This window comes from Roseateles sp. P4_D2 (genome assembly GCF_056401875.1).
This window is the reverse complement of record NZ_JBFUIM010000013.1, coordinates 19,606-37,218: the sequence shown is the minus strand read 5'-3', so window position 1 is coordinate 37,218 and position 17,613 is coordinate 19,606. Positions and strand designations below refer to the sequence as shown.

Here is a 17,613-nt window from a genome sequence, read left to right as displayed (position 1 = left end):
AAGGAGCGTGCTCATGAAGTTTCGTCTTGTGGTCTTGGCCGCCGCTGCGTTGCTGTCGGCGCCAGCCTTCGCGCGCGACACCGTGCTGCATATCCCGCTGGCCGATGTGCTGGAACTGCCCGAGGCCAAGGAAAAACTGGACCCGGCGTTCAAGTTCTATTTGGCCGGTCAAGCGACGCCGAAGGTCAGCAGACGCCTCGCGACCTACGTGGCCAATCCGAAGACCAACGGCTTCGGCAAGGCGGACGACTATGGTTGCAAATGGGCCGCATTGAGTGCGCTGATCGATCTGCAGGATGGCGCCAAGCGCCACGGCGCCAATGCCGTGGTCGACATCGTCAGCTACTACCGGAAGGTGGAGTACAAGAGTGCGACCGATTTCGAGTGCCATGCCGGTGCCTTCGTCATTGGCGTCGCTTTGCGCGGCACTTTGGCCAAGGTTGAGTGACTGACCACGGCTCGCGGTGACCCTGCTCTGCCTGCTGGCCGCCGAGCCTGAGCTGCGGGTCGGCATGCCGTCACCGGGCGCCTGGCTGACGCCCTCCGAGCAGGCTCGCCTGCAGTCGCTGGGCACCGAGGCCCGGCGCGACACCTTCCTGGCCGGCCGCTGGCTGGCGCGCCGCGCGGTGCAGCGCTGGCTGGGCTCGGATGAGCCGCCCGCACTGGAGGTGGCCAGCAGCGGTGCCTGCCGCGTGGCGGGCCGTGGCGATGTGTTCGTGTCCATCAGCCACAGCGCCGGCACAGTCGCCTGCGCCGCGGCCGGGGTGCCGATCGGCATCGATGTGGAAAGCCTGGCTCGGCCGCGCGACCACCTGGCCCTGGCCGAGACGGTGCACAGCCCCGCGCAGCGCGCCGACCTGGCCGCCTTGCCGGTCGAGGCGCGCGCGCAGGTCTTTCTGCAGGCCTGGACGCTCAAGGAGGCCTGGCTCAAGGCGCGCGAACAGGGTCTGGACTTTGCGCTGATGCGGGCGCTGGACTTCAGCGACGACCCCGAGGGCGACGTGGCCGTCACGACCATCGGCGCTGTGGTGCTGGCTGTGGCCTGCAATCCCAAGTTGCCTGTGCGCATCGAAGGCCCCATGAATGCAGTGTGGCGCCGCTGCCGGGCGCGCAGGGCCGGCGAATAAACTGCTGGCCCCACGAAAGCAGTACGGAGGCAGGATGGCGCGATGGCGCTTCGCAGCGGCATTTGCAAGCCTGGCGTTGGTCGTCGCGACCCATGCCGCGGCCGACCCGTCGCCGCTGGCCGAGCATGTGTCGGTGAGCGCCCCGGTGCCCATCCGCCTGTTGCTGACTTTCGACGACGGCCCGAGCGCGCGGGAGACCGACAACCCGACGGTCCAGATCCTCGACAGCCTCGCGCGCAATGCCATCCAGCCGGGCATCAAGGCGCTGTTCTTCGTGCAGACGGGCGCCGTGAACGGCGGTGCGACACCGCGCGGCCAGGCGCTGATGCGCCGCACGCTGGCGGAGGGCCATGTGCTGGGTTTTCACACCGCGACGCCCGGCCACACCAGCCACACCAAGTTGAGTGATGAGCTGCTCGAAGGCAGCCTCAGCCAGGGCTTGGCGGCGCATATGGAATTGGCTGGCCGCCCCCCGGTGCTGGTGCGCCCGCCGCATTGGGCCTACGACGCGCGCACCTTCGCGGCCTATCAGCGCCATGGACTCAGCGTCGTGATGACGGACCTGTCCGCCAACGACGGCAAGATCCCCTGGCCCAATGCCAGCCTGCGCCGGCGCTCGCATTTCGAGCACCAGATGCGCGAGCTGCGCCGGCGGATCACCGAGCTGCCGCTGGTGGACGGCGTGCGGCCGGTGGTCGTGACCTTCCACGATGCCAACCCCTTCACCGGCAGCCATGTCGACGAGTATCTGCAGATCCTCGTCGATGGCGCCAACAAGGCCGGGCTGGTGTTGGCCGATTCGCCGTTCTACGACTCGGCCGAATCCTTGGAAGCCGCTGTGCGGGCGCGGGCGCTGACCGACCCGAGCGTGCAGATCCGCATCCCGGGCTTCTGGACTTCGCTGCTGGCCTGGATCCTGCCCGAGCCTCCGCTGGACTGATTGCGCATTGCGGGCCGAGCGCCGGGCCGCTCCCAAGCCGGCCCGCCTAGGGCGATGTGCTTGCCGGTCGAGCCGGCAAGCATCGCCGTCCCCTCGGGGGACCGACCGGACTTGTCGGCGTTCAGCCGTGCAAGGCTGGGCGAGGGGCTGGCTTTCTTGCCACGGCGTTCAGCAGCGTTTCCTCGCGATTTTTCGGCTGGCCCAAGCCCAGCCATTCGCGCGCACCCAGGTCGCTGCGGCTCCACCACAGATAGGGCGTGCTGATGCGGTCCGCGTCCACCTGGAAGCCGGCCTCGCGCACCAGGGCGATGAACTCGTCCGCCGTGCGCTGCACATGCATGGGGTGGCGGAACAGCAGCCGGATGATCCAGCTGTGGATGTAGGCGCGCGTGCTCTCGGCCAGCAGCAGCAGGCCGCCGGGCTTAAGCACGCGAAACGCCTCGGCCAGGGCTGCGGCCTGGTCGACGATGTGGTGCAGGGTCTGGTGGCACAGCACGATGTCCACCGACGCGTCCGGCAGCGGGATGCGCTCGGCATGCGCCGGGTGCAGGGTGACCGGCACGGGGCAGGCTTTCACCATCGCGGCGCAGCGGGCCTCGAAGTCCGGCTCGGGGTCGAGTGCATGGATCTGGGCCGGCGCAAAGCGTGCCGCCATCTCCGGCAGGGAGTGGCCCTGGCCGGTGCCGATGTCTAGCATGACGCCGCCGCGCGGCGCGTCCGGCGCCATGCGCTGCAGGTCGCTCAGCGCACGGCCCAGCACGTGCACGCGCCAGGTCGCGGTGGACAGGAACCACAGGCCGAAGCGGGTCTCGGGCACGAAGGCCAGTTTCTGGGAGGGGCGGGCGCTGGCTGTGTTCATGGGCGGCGGCCCCGAAAAAACAAGTCGGCGATGATAGGGCTTTGCCCCTTCGCGCCCGCCTGCCATGAGCTCCGAACCGTCCAGTTTCACCCTGCAAAGCCCCGATGGCGCGAGCGCCCAGTTCAGCTTGCACGGCGGCCACCTGCTGTCGTGGCGCCCACCCGGTGCCGGTGAGCAGCTCTATCTGTCGCCGCGCAGCGAATTCACGCCAGGCAAGGCCATCCGCGGCGGCGTGCCGGTGTGTTTCCCGCAGTTTGCCGAGCGCGGGCCGCTGCCCAAGCATGGCTTTGCGCGCACGCTGCCGTGGGAGCTGGTTCAGCAGCAGCAGGGCAAGGACGATGCGCTAGCCGTCATGCGCCTGCGCGACAGCGACGCGACGCGTGCGATCTGGCCGCATGCCTTCGAGCTGGAGTTGAGTGTGCGCGTGGGCGGCCGCAGCCTCGACATCGAACTCGCCTGTGAGAACCTCGGCGACGCACCGCTGCAGTTCACAGCGGCGCTGCATACCTATTTGCGCGTGGCCGACCTGGACGCGGTCAGCGTCGAAGGGCTGGCCGGCCTGCGCTATTTCGACAGCATCAAGCAGGCCGAGGCGTTGCAGCGCATGGATCTGCTGCTGACCGGCGAAAAGGGCGTGCTGGACCTGGACCGCATCTATTTCGGTGTCAAGGACCGTCCGCTGCTGGTGACCGAGGACCGCCGCCAGGTGGCCGTCCGCCAGCAGGGCTTTGAGGATGCCGTGGTCTGGAACCCCGGCCCCGAGCGCTGCGCCAAGCTGGCCGACATGCCGCCCGAAGGCTGGTCGGAGATGCTGTGCGTGGAGGCGGCATGCATCGGTCGCCCCATCGAGCTGCAAGCCGGCGATACCTGGGTCGGCCGGCAGAGCCTGGCCTTGCTGTAGCCAGGCGCGGGCCGCTCAGCCCAGCAGCGGCTCGTCCGGCAGTTCGTTCAGGCGCGGCGTGGCGGCGCTCGCGTCACGCGGGAAGTGCGCCACCAGCAGCGCGTCCACGGCCGCGATGGCGTCGACCAGGCCCGGCTCGAAGCGGCCGGCGCGGAAGGCCTCGCTCATGGCCTGGACCAGCTGCTGCCAGTGACCGGCGCCCACGCGGCGCGCCAGCGCGCGGTCGGCGACGATCTCGATGCGGTGCTCGGCCAGCAGCAGGTAGATCAGCACGCCGTTGTTGTGCTCCGTGTCCCACACGCCCAGCTTGGCGAACATCGTGACGGCCCGTTCGCGCGCCGGCGCGTCGCGCCAGAGGTAGCTCAGTGGCAGGCTGGCTTCGACGCAGACGCGGATCTCGCCGCTGTGGCGCTGCTCGCTGTCGGCCACGCGCTGCTGAAGCCGCACCAGCGCCTCGGGTGGCAGCACGCGGCGGGCATCGTCCTCGTCCCAGAGGCGATGGCGGATGAAGCGCTGGAGTGACAGGCGCGCCATCACCAGTCTCCCGAGGCGCCACCGCCGCCGAAGTTGCCGCCCCCGCCGGAAGAGAAGCCGCCGCCCCCACCCAAGCCACCACCCCCGCCGCCACCCCCGCCGAAGATGATGGGCGGGATCAGCATGCCGCCGCGGCGGCCGCTGAGTCCGGCAAGGCCGGAACTTCGTCGAGCGGCGCCGATGCCGAACAGGCCCACGAGCACCAGGGCCGCGACCGCGGCTATGCCGGCCACGACGAGGCCGCCGCCAAAGGCCCAACCCGCCGCGCCGGCGGCGCCTGCCGTGGCCAGGCTGCCCAGCTTGCGGCCGAACAGGCCGGTCAGCAGCATGCCGACGACCGGCACGCCGATAAAGAAGAGCATGCCGAGGTCCTGGAAACCAAAGCCCTCGTTGTCACCGGCGTGCGGCGCGGAAGCGGGGGCTGGCAGGCCTTCGCCGTTGATGCGCGCCTGCAGTTTCTCGATGGCCGCCTGCAGGCCGCCGGCGTAGTCGCCATTGCGGAAGGCCGGTTTCATGGCCGTGTCGATGATCTGCCGCGCGGCCAGGTCGGGCACCGCGCCTTCGAGGGCCTTGGCCACCTCGATGCGCATCTTGCGGTCGTTCTTGGCGACGACGATCAGCAGCCCATCACCCACTTCGCGGCGGCCGATCTTCCACTGGTCGGCGACGCGCTGGGCATAGGCGGCGATGTCCTCGGGCGCGGTCGTCGGCACCATCAGCACCACGATCTGCGGCCCCGACGCGCGCTCGTAGGCGGCCAGCCGGTCTTCGAGTGCCTGGCGCTGCGCGGCGTCGAGCGTGGTGGTCTGGTCGATGACGCGGGCATTCAGTCCCGGCACAGGCTGCACGCCCTGGGCCTGGACCCACGGCGCCGCCAACAGCAGCAGCAAGGCAGTCAGCCAGCGCATCGCGTGGCTACTTCGACGCGGCCGGTGCCGCCGGCCTGGCCGTCGTGCCGAAGTCCACCGTCGGCGCCGTCGTGATGGCCGCCTCGTTCTGCACGGTGAAGTTGGGCTTGGCCTTGTAGCCGAACAGCATGGCCGTCAGGTTGTTCGGGAAGCTGCGCGTGTGGACGTTGTAGCTGGCCACCGTCTGGATGTAGCGGTTGCGCGCCACGGTGATGCGGTTCTCGGTGCCTTCGAGCTGCACGCGCAGATCCTGGAAGCCCTGGTTGGCTTTCAGGTTGGGATAGTTCTCGGTGACCACCAGCAGCCGCGACAGCGCGCTGCTCAGCTCACCCTGGGCTGCCTGGAACTTCTTCAACGCCTCGGGGTCGTTGACCAGCTCCGGCGTGGCCTGCACGCTGGTCGCACGGGCACGCGCCTCGACGACGCGGGTCAGCGTCTCCTGCTCGAAATTGGCCTCACCCTTGACCGTGTTGACGATGTTAGGAATGAGGTCGGCGCGGCGCTGGTACTGGCTCAGCACCTCGGCCCAGCTGGCGCTGACCTGCTCGTCCAGCGTCTGGAACTGGTTGTAGCCGCAGCCCGACAGGCTGGCGGCGGCGGCCACGGTGACGAGGATTCGGATCATGGGCGCATCTCGCTGCTGGGAGGATGGCAGACAAGGGCAAACGACGCTCCCGCGACGCGCCGGATCGTGCCGGGGCCAGCAGGGATAATTTGGCCATGTTCGCCCCCCTGCAAAACGACACCTTCCTGCGCGCCTGCCTGCGCCAGCCCACCGAGCACACCCCCATCTGGCTGATGCGCCAGGCCGGCCGCTACCTGCCCGAGTACCGCGCCACGCGCGAGAAGGCCGGCAGCTTCATGGGCCTGGCGACCAACACCGACTACGCCACCGAGGTGACGCTGCAGCCGCTGGAGCGCTTCCCGCTGGACGCCGCCATCCTGTTCAGCGACATCCTGACGGTGCCCGACGCGATGGGCCTGGGCCTGTCCTTCCAGCAGGGCGAGGGCCCGAAATTCGCAAGGCAGGTGCGCGACGAGGCCGCGGTGGAAGCGCTGGAAGTACCCGACATGGACAAGCTGCGCTATGTCTTCGACGCCGTCACGTCCATCCGCGAGGCCTTGAACGGCCGCGTGCCGCTGATCGGCTTCTCCGGAAGCCCCTGGACCCTGGCCTGCTACATGGTGGAAGGCGGGGGCTCCGACGACTACCGCCTCGTCAAGAGCCTGATGTATTCGCGCCCCGACCTGATGCACCGCATCCTGGACGTGAACGCCCGCTCGGTGGCCGCCTATCTGAACGCCCAGATCGAAGCCGGCGCCCAGGCCGTCATGCTGTTCGACTCCTGGGGCGGCGTGCTGGCCGACGGCGCCTTCCAGCAGTTCAGCCTGGCCTATTCGCGCCAGGTGCTGAGCCAGGTGAAGACCGAGCACGACGGCGTGCGCATTCCTCGCCTGCTGTTCACCAAGGGCGGCGGCCTGTGGCTGGACGAGATTGCCGACGCCGGCGCCGACGTCGTCGGCCTGGACTGGACGATGAACCTTGGCGCCGCCCGTGCCCGCGTGGGCGATCGGGTTGCGCTGCAGGGCAACCTCGACCCCAATGTGCTGTTCGCGCCACCCGAAACCGTACGCGCTCAGGCCCGCGCCGTGCTGGACAGTTTCGGCAAGCCCGCTGCCGGCCATGGGCATGTGTTCAACCTCGGCCATGGCATCAGCCAGTTCACGCCGCCCGAGAGCGTGGAAGCCTTGGTGGACGAGGTTCACCAGCATTCGCGCCGCCTGCGAACTGCAGCCTGACAGGGCCGTCAAATCTGCAGTTCCGCGATGACTTATCCCCAAAATTCGGGAGGCGAGGGCGGCGGACTGTCGTTGGTGCGGCGCACCTAAGAGTTTTCCCGAATTCGTGCTAAGTGCTTGATTTTCAAGGCAGCACTCAAATGGCGCCGACGAACGGATTTGGGGCGGTTCGTCCCGCTCTGGCGCTCTATCGGCCCGCACGGGGCGATTTGCTCACAAACTTATCCACAGAAATTGTGGGCAACCCAAGAGCCTTTAAGAATCATGTACTTGCAGCCACTTGCTGAGCCACTGCTTCACAAGAAGCGCGGAGCTGCGCATGGCTGAAGCTGAAGGCCCTGCAACGGTGCGCGTGGCGGTCGACGCCCCTCAGCACAGCGGCTTGAATGGCCCGCTTGACTACGCGAGTGAGCAGGCGCTCGCATCAGGCACTTTGGTGCGGGTGCCGCTGGGCAAGCGTGAACTGCTGGGCATCGTCTGGCCGGGCGACGAAACCATGGCGCCAGACGTCACCCTGCGGCCGGTGGCCGCCGTTTTTGACGCGTTGACGCCGCTGGGCGCCGACTGGTGCCGGCTGCTGGATTTCGCCGCCGGCTATTACCAGCGCAGCGTCGGCGAACTGGCCAGCGCGGTGCTGCCGCCGCAGTTGCGTGAACTTTCGCCTGATCAGTTGGCTGCGCGTTTGCGCAAGCTGGACCGCAAGGTCGCCAAGGCGGTCGCCGTGCCGGAACCGGTCCGGCCCGAGCTGGCGCCGGAGCAGGCCGAGGCCGTCACCCGCATCACGGCCCAGATCGACGGCGGCGAGCGCAAGCCGCTGCTGCTGTTCGGCGTGACCGGCAGCGGCAAGACCGAGGTCTATCTGCGCGCCGCCGAAGCCGCGCTGGCGGCGGGCCGCCAGGTGCTGGTGCTGGTGCCTGAGATCAACCTGACGCCGCAACTGGAGGCCCGCTTCACCGAACGCTTCGCGGCGCTGCTGCCTCAGCCCCTGGCCATCGTGTCGCTGCACAGCGCGCTGACGCCGGCCCAGCGCCTGCAGAACTGGCTGGCCGCCCACCTCGGCCGCGCGCGGCTGGTGCTGGGCACGCGGCTGGCGGTATTCGCGTCGATGCCGGCGCTGGGGCTGATCGTCGTCGACGAGGAACACGACCCTTCCTACAAGCAGCAGGACGGTGCCCGCTATTCGGCGCGTGACCTGGCGGTCTGGCGCGCGCATGACCTTCAAGTACCCGTCGTGCTCGGCTCGGCCACGCCGTCGCTGGAGAGCTGGCAGCACGCCGAAAGTGGCCGTTATGAGCGCCTGACGCTGGCCGCCCGCATCGGCGGCGGCGCACTGCCCCGCGTCAGGCTCTTCGACATGAAGGCCCTGCCGCCCACCGCTGGCGTGACGACCGCACTGACCGCGCCGCTGCTGGCCGAGCTGAAGGCACGACTGGAGCGCGGCGAGCAAAGCCTCGTCTTCCTGAACCGCCGCGGCTATGCACCGGTGCTGCATTGCGGCGAATGCCAGTGGAAGAGCGACTGCCCCCACTGCAGCGCCTGGCGCGTCTTCCACAAGCGCGACCGCACGCTGCGCTGCCACCACTGCGGCTTCACCGAGCGCGTGCCGAGCGCCTGCCCCAACTGCGGCAACCACGACATCGCTCCCATCGGCCGCGGTACGGAGAAGCTGGAGGAGCAGCTCGGCGAGGCCTTGCCCGGCGCGCGCGTGCTGCGCATCGATGCCGACTCGACGCGGCGCAAGGGCGAACTGGAGACCCAACTGCAGGCCGTGCACGACGGCGACGTCGACATCCTCGTCGGCACGCAGATGGTCACCAAGGGCCACGACTTCCGGCGCATCCGCTTCGTCGCCGCGGTGAACCCGGATGGGGCTCTCTTCAGCAGCGACTTCCGCGCGCCGGAGCGCCTGTTCGCGTTGCTGATGCAGGCGGGCGGCCGTGCGGGTCGTGATGCATCTGGCGAGACGCCGGCCGAGATGTGGGTGCAGACCTGGCACCGCGACCATGCCCTCTACCAGGCGCTGGCACGCCACGACTATGTGCGCTTCGCCAGCGACCAACTGGCCGAGCGCCGCTCCGCCAGCCTGCCGCCGTTTGCCCACCTGGCGCTGCTGCGCGCTGAGGCGCGCACGGTGGAGGCGGCCAAGGCCTTCCTGACGGCCGCCGCGGAGCTGATGCATGACGACGGCGTGCTGGTCTACCCGCCGGTGCCGCACGCGGTGGCCCGCGTGGCGGACGTGGAGCGCATGCAGATGCTGGTGGAGGCCACGCAGCGAGCGCGGCTGCAGGCCTTTCTGCGCGGGTGGGTGCCCGAGCTGATCGCGCTCAAGCGCGAGCACAAGGCCGTGCTGCGCTGGGCCGTGGACGTCGATCCTTTGGCGATCTAACCAAGCCAGAATTCGGCGATGGACACCCATCGCCGCCACCTGCTCCAACTGTCCCTCGCCGCCGGCCTTGCGCCTGGATGGCTAAGCCATGCGCGCGCGGACGTGGCACCACGCTTCGCGCTCGGCATTGCCTCCGGTCACCCGACTGCTGAAGGCATGGTGCTATGGACGCGGCTGACCGGCACCGATCTGCCGGCGCGCGTCGAGGTGCGCTGGGAAGTGGCGGAGGACGAAGCCTTCCAGCGCCGCGTCGCCTCGGGCACCGAGATCGCTGAAGGCGCCTGGGCGCACAGCGTGCATGCCGAGCCCGCAGGGCTCAAGCCGGGCCGCTGGTACTGGTATCGCTTCGAGGCGCTGGGCCAGCGCAGCACGGCAGGCCGCACGCGCACCACGCCGGCCGCGGACGCGCTGGAGCCGCTGCGCTTTGCCATCGCCAGCTGCCAGCGCTGGGACCACGGCTTCTTCGCCGCCTGGCGCCACATGCTGGCCGAGGAGCTGGACCTGGTCATGTTCCTGGGCGACTACATCTATGAATACGGCGCGGCACCGGGCCGCGTGCGGGCCGTGGAAGGCGGTGCTGCCGTGACGCTGGACCAGTACCGCGGCCGCTACGCGCAGTACAAGTCCGACCCCGCGCTGCAGGCCATGCATGCCGCCGTGCCCTGGCTGTACGTGTGGGACGACCACGAGGTCGAGAACGATTACGCCGGGCTGCGCGGCGAGAAGATCGCGCAGGACTTCCCGGCGCGCCGGGTCGCCGCCTACCAGGCCTGCTGGGAGCACCAGCCCCTGCCCAAGGCCTGGCGCCCGCGCGGTGTGGAGATGCGCATGCATGGCCGCCACACCTGGGGGCGGCTGGCCGTCATCCATGCGCTGGACGACCGCCAGTACCGCGACCCGCAGCTGTGCACCAAGGCCGGCAGATACGGCAGCAACACGCTGCCGCTGCGGGAGTGCCCGGAGCTGCTGGACCCGAAACGCACGCTGCTGGGCGCGGCCCAGGAACGCTGGCTGGCCGAGGGCTGGGACACCACGCCGGGCCGCTGGAATCTCGTCGCACAGCAGACGTTGATGGCGCGCATGAACTGGAACGCGACTGAGCCCACCTACTGGACCGACGGCTGGGATGGCTACGCGCCGGCCCGCAACCGGCTGCTGGCGACCGTGCGCGAACGCCAGGTGCCCAACGTCGTCGTGCTGGGCGGCGACGTGCATTCGCACGTCGTGGCAGACCTGAAGGCCGACTTCGACGACCCCGACTCGCCCGTCGTCGCCAGCGAGTTCTGCGGCAGTTCCATCACCAGTTGGGGTGGCAAGCAGCAGCGGTTGGACGAGGTGTTGCCGCACAACCCGCACCTGCACTACGGCCGCAGCGACCAGCGTGGCTACATGGCCTTCGTGGTCGACAAGGCGGGGCTGCGGGCGGCGGTTCGGTCGCTGGACGATGCCCTGCAGCCTGACAGCGCCATCCGGACGGTGGCACGTTTCGCCGTGCAAGACGGCCGAGCCGGCGTGCAGCCCGCCTGACGGCAGCGGCTCAGCGCGGGCGCGGCGTGGGGGCCGTCAGCGCGGCGGCCAGCGCCGTGGCGCGGCGCGCCTCGGCCTGGCGGCGCAGCGTACGCGGCAGCAGCAGGCAGCCCGCCAGCGCGGCGAAAGTCAGCGCCAGGCTGCCGGGCTCGGGGATGCGGTTCAGGTTGACGTTGTCGAGGTTGCCGCCCAGGCCGTCGCTGGTGCCCACGGATGCGAAGCTCAGCAGGTTGCGGCCGGCCTGTGCCGTCAGGCTGAACTTGACCTCGGTCCATTGATTGCCGCTGCCGCCGAGGCCGCTCAGGGTGGCGCCGAGCTGCACGCCGTTCCAGAACGCCTGCATGCCGTTGGTCGACGCGGCCTGGAGCTCGCGCGGTGCATACCAGAAGCTCAGTTCATAGCGTGCGCCAGCGCTGAGGTTGTCGAGGTATTGACCGATCAGCGTGTTGCCGTTGGTGTCGAGCTCGAGGTAGTTGCGGCCGTCCTGGGCCGTGCCGGCGACGCTGTTGCGGACTTCGAAACCGCTGCCGGGCCCGCCGAGCCAGGTCCAGCCCGGCGTGGTGACCACGTTGACCCAGTTGCCGTTGGCCACGGCCGTGCTCTCGAAGCTGCCGTTGACGAGCAGGTTCACCGGCGCGGGGGCGGCCAGTGCGGAACTGCCGAAGGCGATCAGGGCAAGCAGGGACAGGGCACGTTTCATGGGCGGGGCAGGGGTTGGAGTGATTGGCCGCGATTCTTCGGCCTGCCCTGCCGGGCGCCGGGTGCAGAGTTCACACCCGCGAGCTCAACCCCCTCAGGCCGGTGTGCCGCATGTGAAGCAAGTCACTGAAAACGGTTGTTGGGGACTGAGGTATTTCGGGCCGAGCGCTGGGCCTGCCATGGGCCAGAGGCCCATGGCCTTGCGTAGGCACAAGCAGTCCGCAGGGACTGCTTGTGTCCGACTCCAGTTCACCGAGCCGGCCCGCTTGGGCGATGTGCTTGCGGCTCGATGCCGCAAGCATCGCCGTCCCCTCGGGGGCTTCGGCCGGACACATTGCGCCCGGTGGGCGCGATGTGCCTGCCGAAGAGCTGCGGCACTGCCGCAGCGCGGTCTGCAAGACCGATCAGGCACGCCTGCGTTCAGTAGGGCGTGGCTGGGCGAGGGGCAGTTTTACCGCGGCGTGTGCGCGAGGGTGCTGGCCAGTGCCGCGGCACGGCGCTGTTGCTCATGGCGACGCAGGGCGCGGCTCACGGGGCGCGCAACTGCCAGGGCCAGAGCACCCAGGACGATCAGCAGCGAGCCCGTGTCGACCTCGGCAGGCAGGGCGTCGAACTCGGTTTCGGCCTGGCGGTTGGCCGGCGTCCAATGGGCGTTGCCGTTGAACGACGTCAGGCTGGCCGAGCCGAGGCGGCCGGCATCGGCAATCACGGTGGCCGTCGTCGTGTCGACGATGGGTTGGCGCGCTTCACGCGTGGCGCCGGCCGGGGTCGAGGAACTCAGGGCAGCGAGGACGGCAGCAAGGACCAGGGCTTTCATGTGCAGGCTCACCGGAAAGAAGGGCTGGATCGCATTGTTCGCAGCCTACCGTGGCGAGGTTGTGAAGACTTCACGCGCTCGGGGGGTACCCCCGCGAATGAGCGCTTCAGTCTTGACTATTGAGAAGCCCCTCGTCCAAGGGGTACCTTGGCCGGTCCCCCGTGGGGACGGCGATGCTTGCGGCATCGAGCCGCAAGCACATCGCCAGCGCGGGCCGGCTCGGGGCGGCCCAGCGCTCGCCCCGCAGAAAGGCACTACGGCGGGGGCTATTGGGGTGCCGCCCGGGCGGCTGCCTTGGCGGCCAGTTCCTCGCGCATGCGCTTGAGCTTTTCCCGGGGATCTTCACGGGTGATGCCTTCGTGCAGCTTCATCTCGGCCAGGAAGCGGCTGGGAATGCCCACGACGGTGTCGCGGCCTTTCTTGCGCCGGCGCAACGTCGACACGGCCAGCGTCGTGCGCGCCCGCGTGATGCCGACGTACATCAGCCGCCTCTCCTCCTGCAGCGCCTCGGCCGTCAGCTCGGCTTCCTCGCGCTTGAAGGGCAACAGGCCCTCGTTGACGCCAGCCAGCACCACGTGGGGCCATTCCAGGCCCTTGGAGGCGTGGAGCGTGGTCAGCGTGACCTGGTCCTGGTCGTCGCCGCGCTCGGCCAGCGACAGGATGACGCTGATGGTCTGGGCCACGTCCAGCACGCTCTGCTTGGGCTCGGTGAAGCTGACGCCGCCTTCCTCGCTGTGCTGGCCGCCGCAGCGCTTGGCGATCCAGTCGACGAAGTCCAGCACATTGCCCCAGCGCGCCTGGGCGACCTTCTCGTTCTCCTCGTTGTCGAGCAGATGGGCCTCGTAGGCGATGTCCTTGAGCCACTCCGTCAGCATGGCGTGAGCCGCGGTGTGGCCTTCGGTATGTTTGGCCTTGTATTGCAGCTCGTTCACAGTGCGGCCGAACTCGTGCAGGCCGTCCAGGGCGCGCTTGGTCAGCGAAGTGGCCAGGCTCTCGGAGAAGAGGGCCTCGAACATGCTGCACTTCCACTGCGCCGAGAAGGTGCCCAGGGCGCCCAAGGTCTGGTGGCCGATGCCGCGCTTGGGCGTCGTCACGGCGCGCAGGAAGGCCGGGTCGTCGTCCTGGTTCACCAGCAGGCGCAGCCAGGCACACAGGTCCTTGATCTCGGCCTTGTCGAAGAAGCTCTGGCCGCCCGAGACCTTGTAGGGGATCTGGGCGCGGCGCAGGGCCTGCTCGAAGATGCGTGCCTGGTGGTTGGCGCGGTACAGGATCGCAAAGTCGCGGTATTGAGGTCCCTTGCCATCGGCACGCAGCTGCTGGATGCGCGCCACGGCGCGCTCGGCCTCGTGCTCCTCGCCGTCAGCCTCCAGCAGCGCGATGGGCTCGCCGTCGCCGAACTCGCTCCACAGCTTCTTCTCGAAGATCTTGGGGTTGCCGGCGATGACGTTGTTGGCCGCGCGCAGGATGCTGCCGGTGGAGCGGTAGTTCTGCTCCAGCGGGATGACCTTCAGCTTGGGGTAGTCGGTCGGCAGGCGCTTCAGGTTCTCGATGGTCGCACCGCGCCAGCCGTAGATGGACTGGTCATCGTCGCCCACGGCCGTGAACATGCCGCGCTCGCCCACCAGCGCCTTCAGCAGCTCGTACTGCACGGCGTTGGTGTCCTGGTATTCGTCCACCAGCACATAGCGGAGCTTGTCCTGCCATTTCGCGCGCGCTTCGGCGTGCGTCGTCAGCAGCTTCAGCGGCAGCGTGATGAGGTCGTCGAAGTCCACCGCCTGGTAGGCGGCCAAGCGCTCCTGGTAGCGCACCATGACGGCGGCGGCCGAGCGTTCATCCTCGTCCTTGGCCACCTGCGCTGCCTGGGCCGCGTCCAGCCCCTGGTTCTTCCACAGCGAGATGGTCCACTGCCAGCGCCGCGCCTGGTTCACATCCGTCGTGCCGCCGGCGTCCTTCAGCACGTTGAGCACATCGTCGCTGTCGAGGATGGAGAACTGCTCTTTCAGCCCGACCCGCGAGCCCTCCTCGCGCAGCAGGCGCACGCCCAGTGAGTGGAAGGTCGAGATCGCCAGGTCCTTGGCCGCCTTGTTGCCGACGAGTGCCTTGGCCCGCTCGCGCATTTCCTGCGCAGCCTTGTTCGTGAAGGTGATGGCGGCGATCTGGCTGGGCCGGTAGCCGGACACCAGCAGTTGCGCGATCTTGGTCGTGATGACGCGCGTCTTGCCCGAGCCCGCGCCAGCGATGACGAGGCAGGGACCGCTCAGGTGGTAGACGGCTTCGAGCTGGGCCGGATTGAGGCCAGCGGCGGGCGGGGATGACATGTCTTTGGTGGCGGCTCTGCTTGCGGGCCGAGCGACGGGCCGCTCCCAAGCCGGCCCGCGCTGGCGATGTGCTTGCGGTTCAACGCCGCAAGCATCGCCGTCCCGTAGGGGGACCGGCCAAGGTACACCTTGGACGAGGGGCGCACATCATGCCACTCGCGCTACCCCTTCCCCTGGCAAGGCCCGCAGCCCCAGCCCCAGTAGCAGCAGCGTGAAGAAAACGAAGCCGACGCGGGGCACGTCCAGCAGGCTGTCGAAAGCGCCCACGGTACCGAAGCCGATCAGCGCGGCGACGATGGCCGGCGCCAGCGGATGGTCGCGACCGCGGCCGAGGCTCAGGCGCACCAGCACCAGCAGGTAGGCCCCACCCAGCAGGGCCAGGCCCACCAGGCCCTGCTCGAACAGCACGTGCAGGGCCGCGTTCTTGATATGCCAGGGCAGGTGGTGGCGGTCGCTGGAGAAGAACCAACGTGCCATCTCGCGGTTGAAATCGCCATTGACCAGCAGCTGGCGCCCCTGGGCGTCCTGCATCGCGATGCGAGCGATGTCGACGCGCGCCGCGCGCGTGTCCAGCGCCATGGAGAAGGTCACGAAGCGCGGGGCCCACCAGTCGCCGCCCAGCGCTGGCACCGGCCCGAGCTTGAATTCGCTGGTCTGCCAGGCACCCATGCCGGCTGTTGCCGCGGCAGGCGCCGTGGCTTCGGCGCCGCCTTCCGCCGGCGCCTCGGCCCGCAGCGGCTTGAGCATCGGCTCGACGCTGTGGCAGTTGTCCGGGTAGATGAGGTTCTTCTCGCAGATCTGCAGCACCAGATTCGCGTCGGCCGCCGTGCGGTGCACCAGGGTGATGGCAACAGGCCCGGCCGCCGGTGCGGTGATGCGCTGGCTGACGCGGAACTGTTCGCCGCGGCCCAGCGCATGCTTGCCGGCGGCCAGCGCCAGATAGGACTCGGTCGGGTCGTGGCGCAGCCGGTAGTCGCCCACCTGGCTGCTGACCGGGCCCTCGTAGAAATTGCTCGGCACAAAGCGCCCCGCGCCCTTGCCCAGCAGCCACTGGCGGCCGCCGTGCAGCAGGTGCAGGCCCTCGCGCCAATGCGTCAGGCGGGTCTGGCCGTCCTCCTTCCAGGTGGCCACCCGGTCACGCAGATAGGCGCCGCCGCCCAGGGCCGCGACGATGGCCATCACCATCAGCAGGCCGGCAACCAGCAGGGCGCGCTTGCGCCAGCCCGCGGCGCCGTGGCTGTCCTTGCCCTGCAAGGGCCACAGGCGCGGTTCCACCAGCATGGCCGCCCACACGCCGGCCAGGGCCAGGCCTGCTGCCAGCGCCGTCCAGCGGCCCGTGGTGCCGCTCCAGTAGTCGGCCACGATGACCATGGTGGCCAGCAGCCAGAACCAGGCCGTCGCGACCAGCAGCACATACAGGGGACGTGCCTGCCCCGGCTGGTCGCGCCAGCGCAGCGCGGCGCAGCACAGCAGCGCGACGACGTTGAGCATATAGGCCGCCTTCGGCACGGCCATGGACAAGGCCCAGCTCGCGCCACCGAGCAACAGGGCCAGCAGGCCGCCCATGATCAGCGCCGTCAGCCGCTGGCTCAAGGTGGGCAGCCACAGGCTGGCCGGCATGGCCAGCAGGATGACCATGACAAAGAACAGGGCCAGCAGGCCGCGGTAGCCACCGCTGCCGAATATCAGAGCGGCGGCCAGCGCGAAGGCGCCGGCCATGGCCAGCGCCCCGACCTTGGCCAGGCGCGGCAGCGGCTCGTCGACAGCGCCCAGCGTGCTGTCGATCTGGCTGCTGTCGGGGCCGGAGGCTGCGGCGCGGCGGCGCTGAGCGTCGGCCAGCATGACCATGGGGACGAGAGCCAGCGGCAACGCCAGATAGACGCCGCGCGAGAAAGTGGTGAGGCAGGCATAGGCCGCCAGCAGCGCGATGACCAGGCCGATGGCAAAGCGCCAGGGCGAGCGCGTGCGCAGCAGGGCCAGCAGAGCGAAGGGCAGGGTCAGCACCAGGAAGCCGTCCAGGGCCGCGCCGCCGACATGCATCTCCCAGAAAAGGGCCGTGGTGCGGTAGTCGGTCGAGAAGTCCAGCACGCCGGGGTAGGCCAGGCGCTCCCACAGCGCGGCGGCACTGGCGCCGGCCAGGGCCAGCACCAGGCCGAGCAGCAGGCCGCGCGAGAAACCTCTTGGACGCGCGGTGGCTGCGGCCGTCCACAGCGGCAGCAGGGCCAGCGCCAGGAAGATGGCCTTGGCGTTGCGCACCGAGTTCATCGCCTCGTGATAGCCATGGAACCAGCCGAAGGTGAAGCCACCGGCGTCGGCGAAACCGCGCCTGATGCTCCAGGCCGCCGACAGCGCCAGGGCCATCATCAGCACGACGACGACCGGCGAATAGACGAGGCCGTGGCGCCAGGCCGGCGCGCGGTCGCGCGCGTTCAGCTGCAGCGCATAGGCCAGATAACCGCCGCAGCCGCAGGCGGTGACGAGCAGGTCCATCTCCTCGAAGCTGATCCAGCCGGTCCAGGGGGCCAGGCCGACCAGCGGCAGCGGCGCGAGCACAAGAACGGGCGTCTTGACCCAGAACAGCGCCGCCAGCAGCACAGCGGCGCCCCAGGCAGCCAGTGCGAGCGGCCCCGACAGCGGGTGGTGCCAGGCCAACTCGGCGCCCACGAGGCCAAAGCCGACGCCGGCCGCGAGGGCCAGCCACTGAGTCTTGGTGGCGGGCAGCTTGAGTTGCAGTTCGCCCAGGCCCATCAGGCCCTGGGTGGCGGGGGCGGCCCCGACCGCGGCCATCAGCACGCCC

The 17,613-nt window shown here is 69.5% G+C and carries 15 protein-coding genes; 7 read left to right on the top strand and 8 right to left on the bottom strand.

Annotated features, from left to right (window positions below; all coding sequences use genetic code 11):
* Positions 1-13: 13 nt before the first annotated feature.
* Genes AC1DW0_RS21725 through AC1DW0_RS21715 form a run of 3 tightly spaced genes read left to right on the top strand, consistent with a single transcriptional unit; the run spans position 14 to position 2,067 of the window.
* Positions 14-448 (top strand): hypothetical protein, encoded by a 435-nt coding sequence (locus AC1DW0_RS21725; protein WP_056205503.1) that lies wholly within the window; start codon positions 14-16, stop codon positions 446-448.
* A 16-nt stretch (positions 449-464) separates the two neighbouring features.
* Positions 465-1,127 carry a 4'-phosphopantetheinyl transferase family protein gene (locus AC1DW0_RS21720; protein WP_477947949.1) on the top strand — a complete coding sequence of 221 codons (663 nt, stop codon included), beginning with the start codon at positions 465-467 and terminating at the stop codon, positions 1,125-1,127.
* A 34-nt stretch (positions 1,128-1,161) separates the two neighbouring features.
* Complete coding sequence (locus AC1DW0_RS21715) at positions 1,162-2,067, top strand: polysaccharide deacetylase family protein (protein WP_477947947.1); 906 nt, start codon at positions 1,162-1,164, stop codon at positions 2,065-2,067.
* Positions 2,068-2,188: 121 nt separating this feature from the next.
* On the opposite strand, the gene AC1DW0_RS21710 is transcribed toward AC1DW0_RS21715, so the two are convergent.
* On the bottom strand, positions 2,189-2,926 hold the full coding sequence (locus tag AC1DW0_RS21710) for a class I SAM-dependent methyltransferase (RefSeq protein ID WP_477947945.1): 738 nt from the start codon (positions 2,924-2,926) through the stop codon (positions 2,189-2,191).
* A gap of 64 nt (positions 2,927-2,990) precedes the next feature.
* Between AC1DW0_RS21710 and AC1DW0_RS21705 the strand changes: the two genes are divergently transcribed.
* On the top strand, positions 2,991-3,827 hold the full coding sequence (locus AC1DW0_RS21705; RefSeq protein WP_457350555.1) for a D-hexose-6-phosphate mutarotase: 837 nt from the start codon (positions 2,991-2,993) through the stop codon (positions 3,825-3,827).
* Between the two features lie 15 nt (positions 3,828-3,842).
* Here AC1DW0_RS21705 and AC1DW0_RS21700 read toward each other — a convergent pair whose 3' ends face one another.
* The 3 genes from AC1DW0_RS21700 to AC1DW0_RS21690 are packed head-to-tail and all read right to left on the bottom strand — an operon-like array spanning position 3,843 to position 5,894.
* Positions 3,843-4,361 (bottom strand): TPM domain-containing protein, encoded by a 519-nt coding sequence (locus AC1DW0_RS21700; protein ID WP_457321163.1) that lies wholly within the window; start codon positions 4,359-4,361, stop codon positions 3,843-3,845.
* A complete protein-coding gene (locus AC1DW0_RS21695) occupies positions 4,361-5,269 on the bottom strand; it encodes a TPM domain-containing protein (RefSeq protein WP_477947943.1) in 909 nt (302 codons plus the stop codon). The genes AC1DW0_RS21700 and AC1DW0_RS21695 overlap by 1 nt, the downstream gene beginning before the upstream one ends.
* Before the next feature lie 7 nt (positions 5,270-5,276).
* The gene (locus tag AC1DW0_RS21690) at positions 5,277-5,894 is read right to left on the bottom strand and encodes a LemA family protein (protein WP_477947941.1); all 618 of its coding nucleotides are present in this window, start codon (positions 5,892-5,894) and stop codon (positions 5,277-5,279) included.
* 95 nt (positions 5,895-5,989) lie between these two features.
* Here AC1DW0_RS21690 and hemE point away from each other — a divergent pair, with 95 nt between their 5' ends.
* The 3 genes from hemE (at position 5,990) to AC1DW0_RS21675 (ending at position 10,982) form a co-directional block, all read left to right on the top strand.
* On the top strand, positions 5,990-7,069 hold the full coding sequence (gene hemE, locus AC1DW0_RS21685) for a uroporphyrinogen decarboxylase (RefSeq protein ID WP_477947939.1): 1,080 nt from the start codon (positions 5,990-5,992) through the stop codon (positions 7,067-7,069).
* 319 nt (positions 7,070-7,388) lie between these two features.
* Positions 7,389-9,455, top strand: coding sequence for a primosomal protein N' (locus AC1DW0_RS21680; RefSeq protein WP_477947937.1), 2,067 nt, complete (start codon positions 7,389-7,391; stop codon positions 9,453-9,455).
* Positions 9,456-9,473: 18 nt separating this feature from the next.
* Positions 9,474-10,982 (top strand): alkaline phosphatase D family protein, encoded by a 1,509-nt coding sequence (locus AC1DW0_RS21675; RefSeq protein ID WP_477947935.1) that lies wholly within the window; start codon positions 9,474-9,476, stop codon positions 10,980-10,982.
* A 10-nt stretch (positions 10,983-10,992) separates the two neighbouring features.
* Here the strand turns inward: AC1DW0_RS21675 and AC1DW0_RS21670 are convergent, their stop codons facing one another.
* The 4 genes from AC1DW0_RS21670 to AC1DW0_RS21655 all read right to left on the bottom strand — a co-directional run bounded on the left by AC1DW0_RS21670 (position 10,993) and on the right by AC1DW0_RS21655 (position 17,603).
* Complete coding sequence (locus AC1DW0_RS21670) at positions 10,993-11,682, bottom strand: hypothetical protein (RefSeq protein ID WP_477947933.1); 690 nt, start codon at positions 11,680-11,682, stop codon at positions 10,993-10,995.
* 450 nt (positions 11,683-12,132) lie between these two features.
* On the bottom strand, positions 12,133-12,498 hold the full coding sequence (locus AC1DW0_RS21665) for a hypothetical protein (protein WP_477947931.1): 366 nt from the start codon (positions 12,496-12,498) through the stop codon (positions 12,133-12,135).
* 266 nt (positions 12,499-12,764) lie between these two features.
* Positions 12,765-14,816: an ATP-dependent helicase gene (locus tag AC1DW0_RS21660; protein ID WP_477947929.1), complete on the bottom strand. Its 2,052-nt coding sequence runs from the start codon at positions 14,814-14,816 to the stop codon at positions 12,765-12,767.
* A 147-nt stretch (positions 14,817-14,963) separates the two neighbouring features.
* Entirely contained in the window at positions 14,964-17,603 is a 2,640-nt protein-coding gene (locus AC1DW0_RS21655) for a hypothetical protein (RefSeq protein ID WP_477947927.1), read from the bottom strand.
* Between the last annotated feature and the right edge of the window lie 10 nt (positions 17,604-17,613).

Excerpts from the sequence above, each read along its gene's own strand:
- AC1DW0_RS21725 (WP_056205503.1), top strand. The coding sequence starts at position 14 with ATGAAGTTTCGTCTTGTGGTCTTGGCCGCCGCTGCGTTGCTGTCGGCG.
- AC1DW0_RS21715 (WP_477947947.1), top strand. The coding sequence starts at position 1,162 with ATGGCGCGATGGCGCTTCGCAGCGGCATTTGCAAGCCTGGCGTTGGTC.
- AC1DW0_RS21710 (WP_477947945.1), bottom strand. The coding sequence starts at position 2,926 with ATGAACACAGCCAGCGCCCGCCCCTCCCAGAAACTGGCCTTCGTGCCC.
- AC1DW0_RS21705 (WP_457350555.1), top strand. The coding sequence starts at position 2,991 with ATGAGCTCCGAACCGTCCAGTTTCACCCTGCAAAGCCCCGATGGCGCG.
- AC1DW0_RS21700 (WP_457321163.1), bottom strand. The coding sequence starts at position 4,361 with ATGGCGCGCCTGTCACTCCAGCGCTTCATCCGCCATCGCCTCTGGGAC.
- AC1DW0_RS21695 (WP_477947943.1), bottom strand. The coding sequence starts at position 5,269 with ATGCGCTGGCTGACTGCCTTGCTGCTGCTGTTGGCGGCGCCGTGGGTC.
- AC1DW0_RS21690 (WP_477947941.1), bottom strand. The coding sequence starts at position 5,894 with ATGATCCGAATCCTCGTCACCGTGGCCGCCGCCGCCAGCCTGTCGGGC.
- hemE (WP_477947939.1), top strand. The coding sequence starts at position 5,990 with ATGTTCGCCCCCCTGCAAAACGACACCTTCCTGCGCGCCTGCCTGCGC.
- AC1DW0_RS21680 (WP_477947937.1), top strand. The coding sequence starts at position 7,389 with ATGGCTGAAGCTGAAGGCCCTGCAACGGTGCGCGTGGCGGTCGACGCC.
- AC1DW0_RS21675 (WP_477947935.1), top strand. The coding sequence starts at position 9,474 with ATGGACACCCATCGCCGCCACCTGCTCCAACTGTCCCTCGCCGCCGGC.
- AC1DW0_RS21670 (WP_477947933.1), bottom strand. The coding sequence starts at position 11,682 with ATGAAACGTGCCCTGTCCCTGCTTGCCCTGATCGCCTTCGGCAGTTCC.
- AC1DW0_RS21665 (WP_477947931.1), bottom strand. The coding sequence starts at position 12,498 with ATGAAAGCCCTGGTCCTTGCTGCCGTCCTCGCTGCCCTGAGTTCCTCG.
- AC1DW0_RS21660 (WP_477947929.1), bottom strand. The coding sequence starts at position 14,816 with ATGTCATCCCCGCCCGCCGCTGGCCTCAATCCGGCCCAGCTCGAAGCC.
- AC1DW0_RS21655 (WP_477947927.1), bottom strand. The coding sequence starts at position 17,603 with ATGGCCGCGGTCGGGGCCGCCCCCGCCACCCAGGGCCTGATGGGCCTG.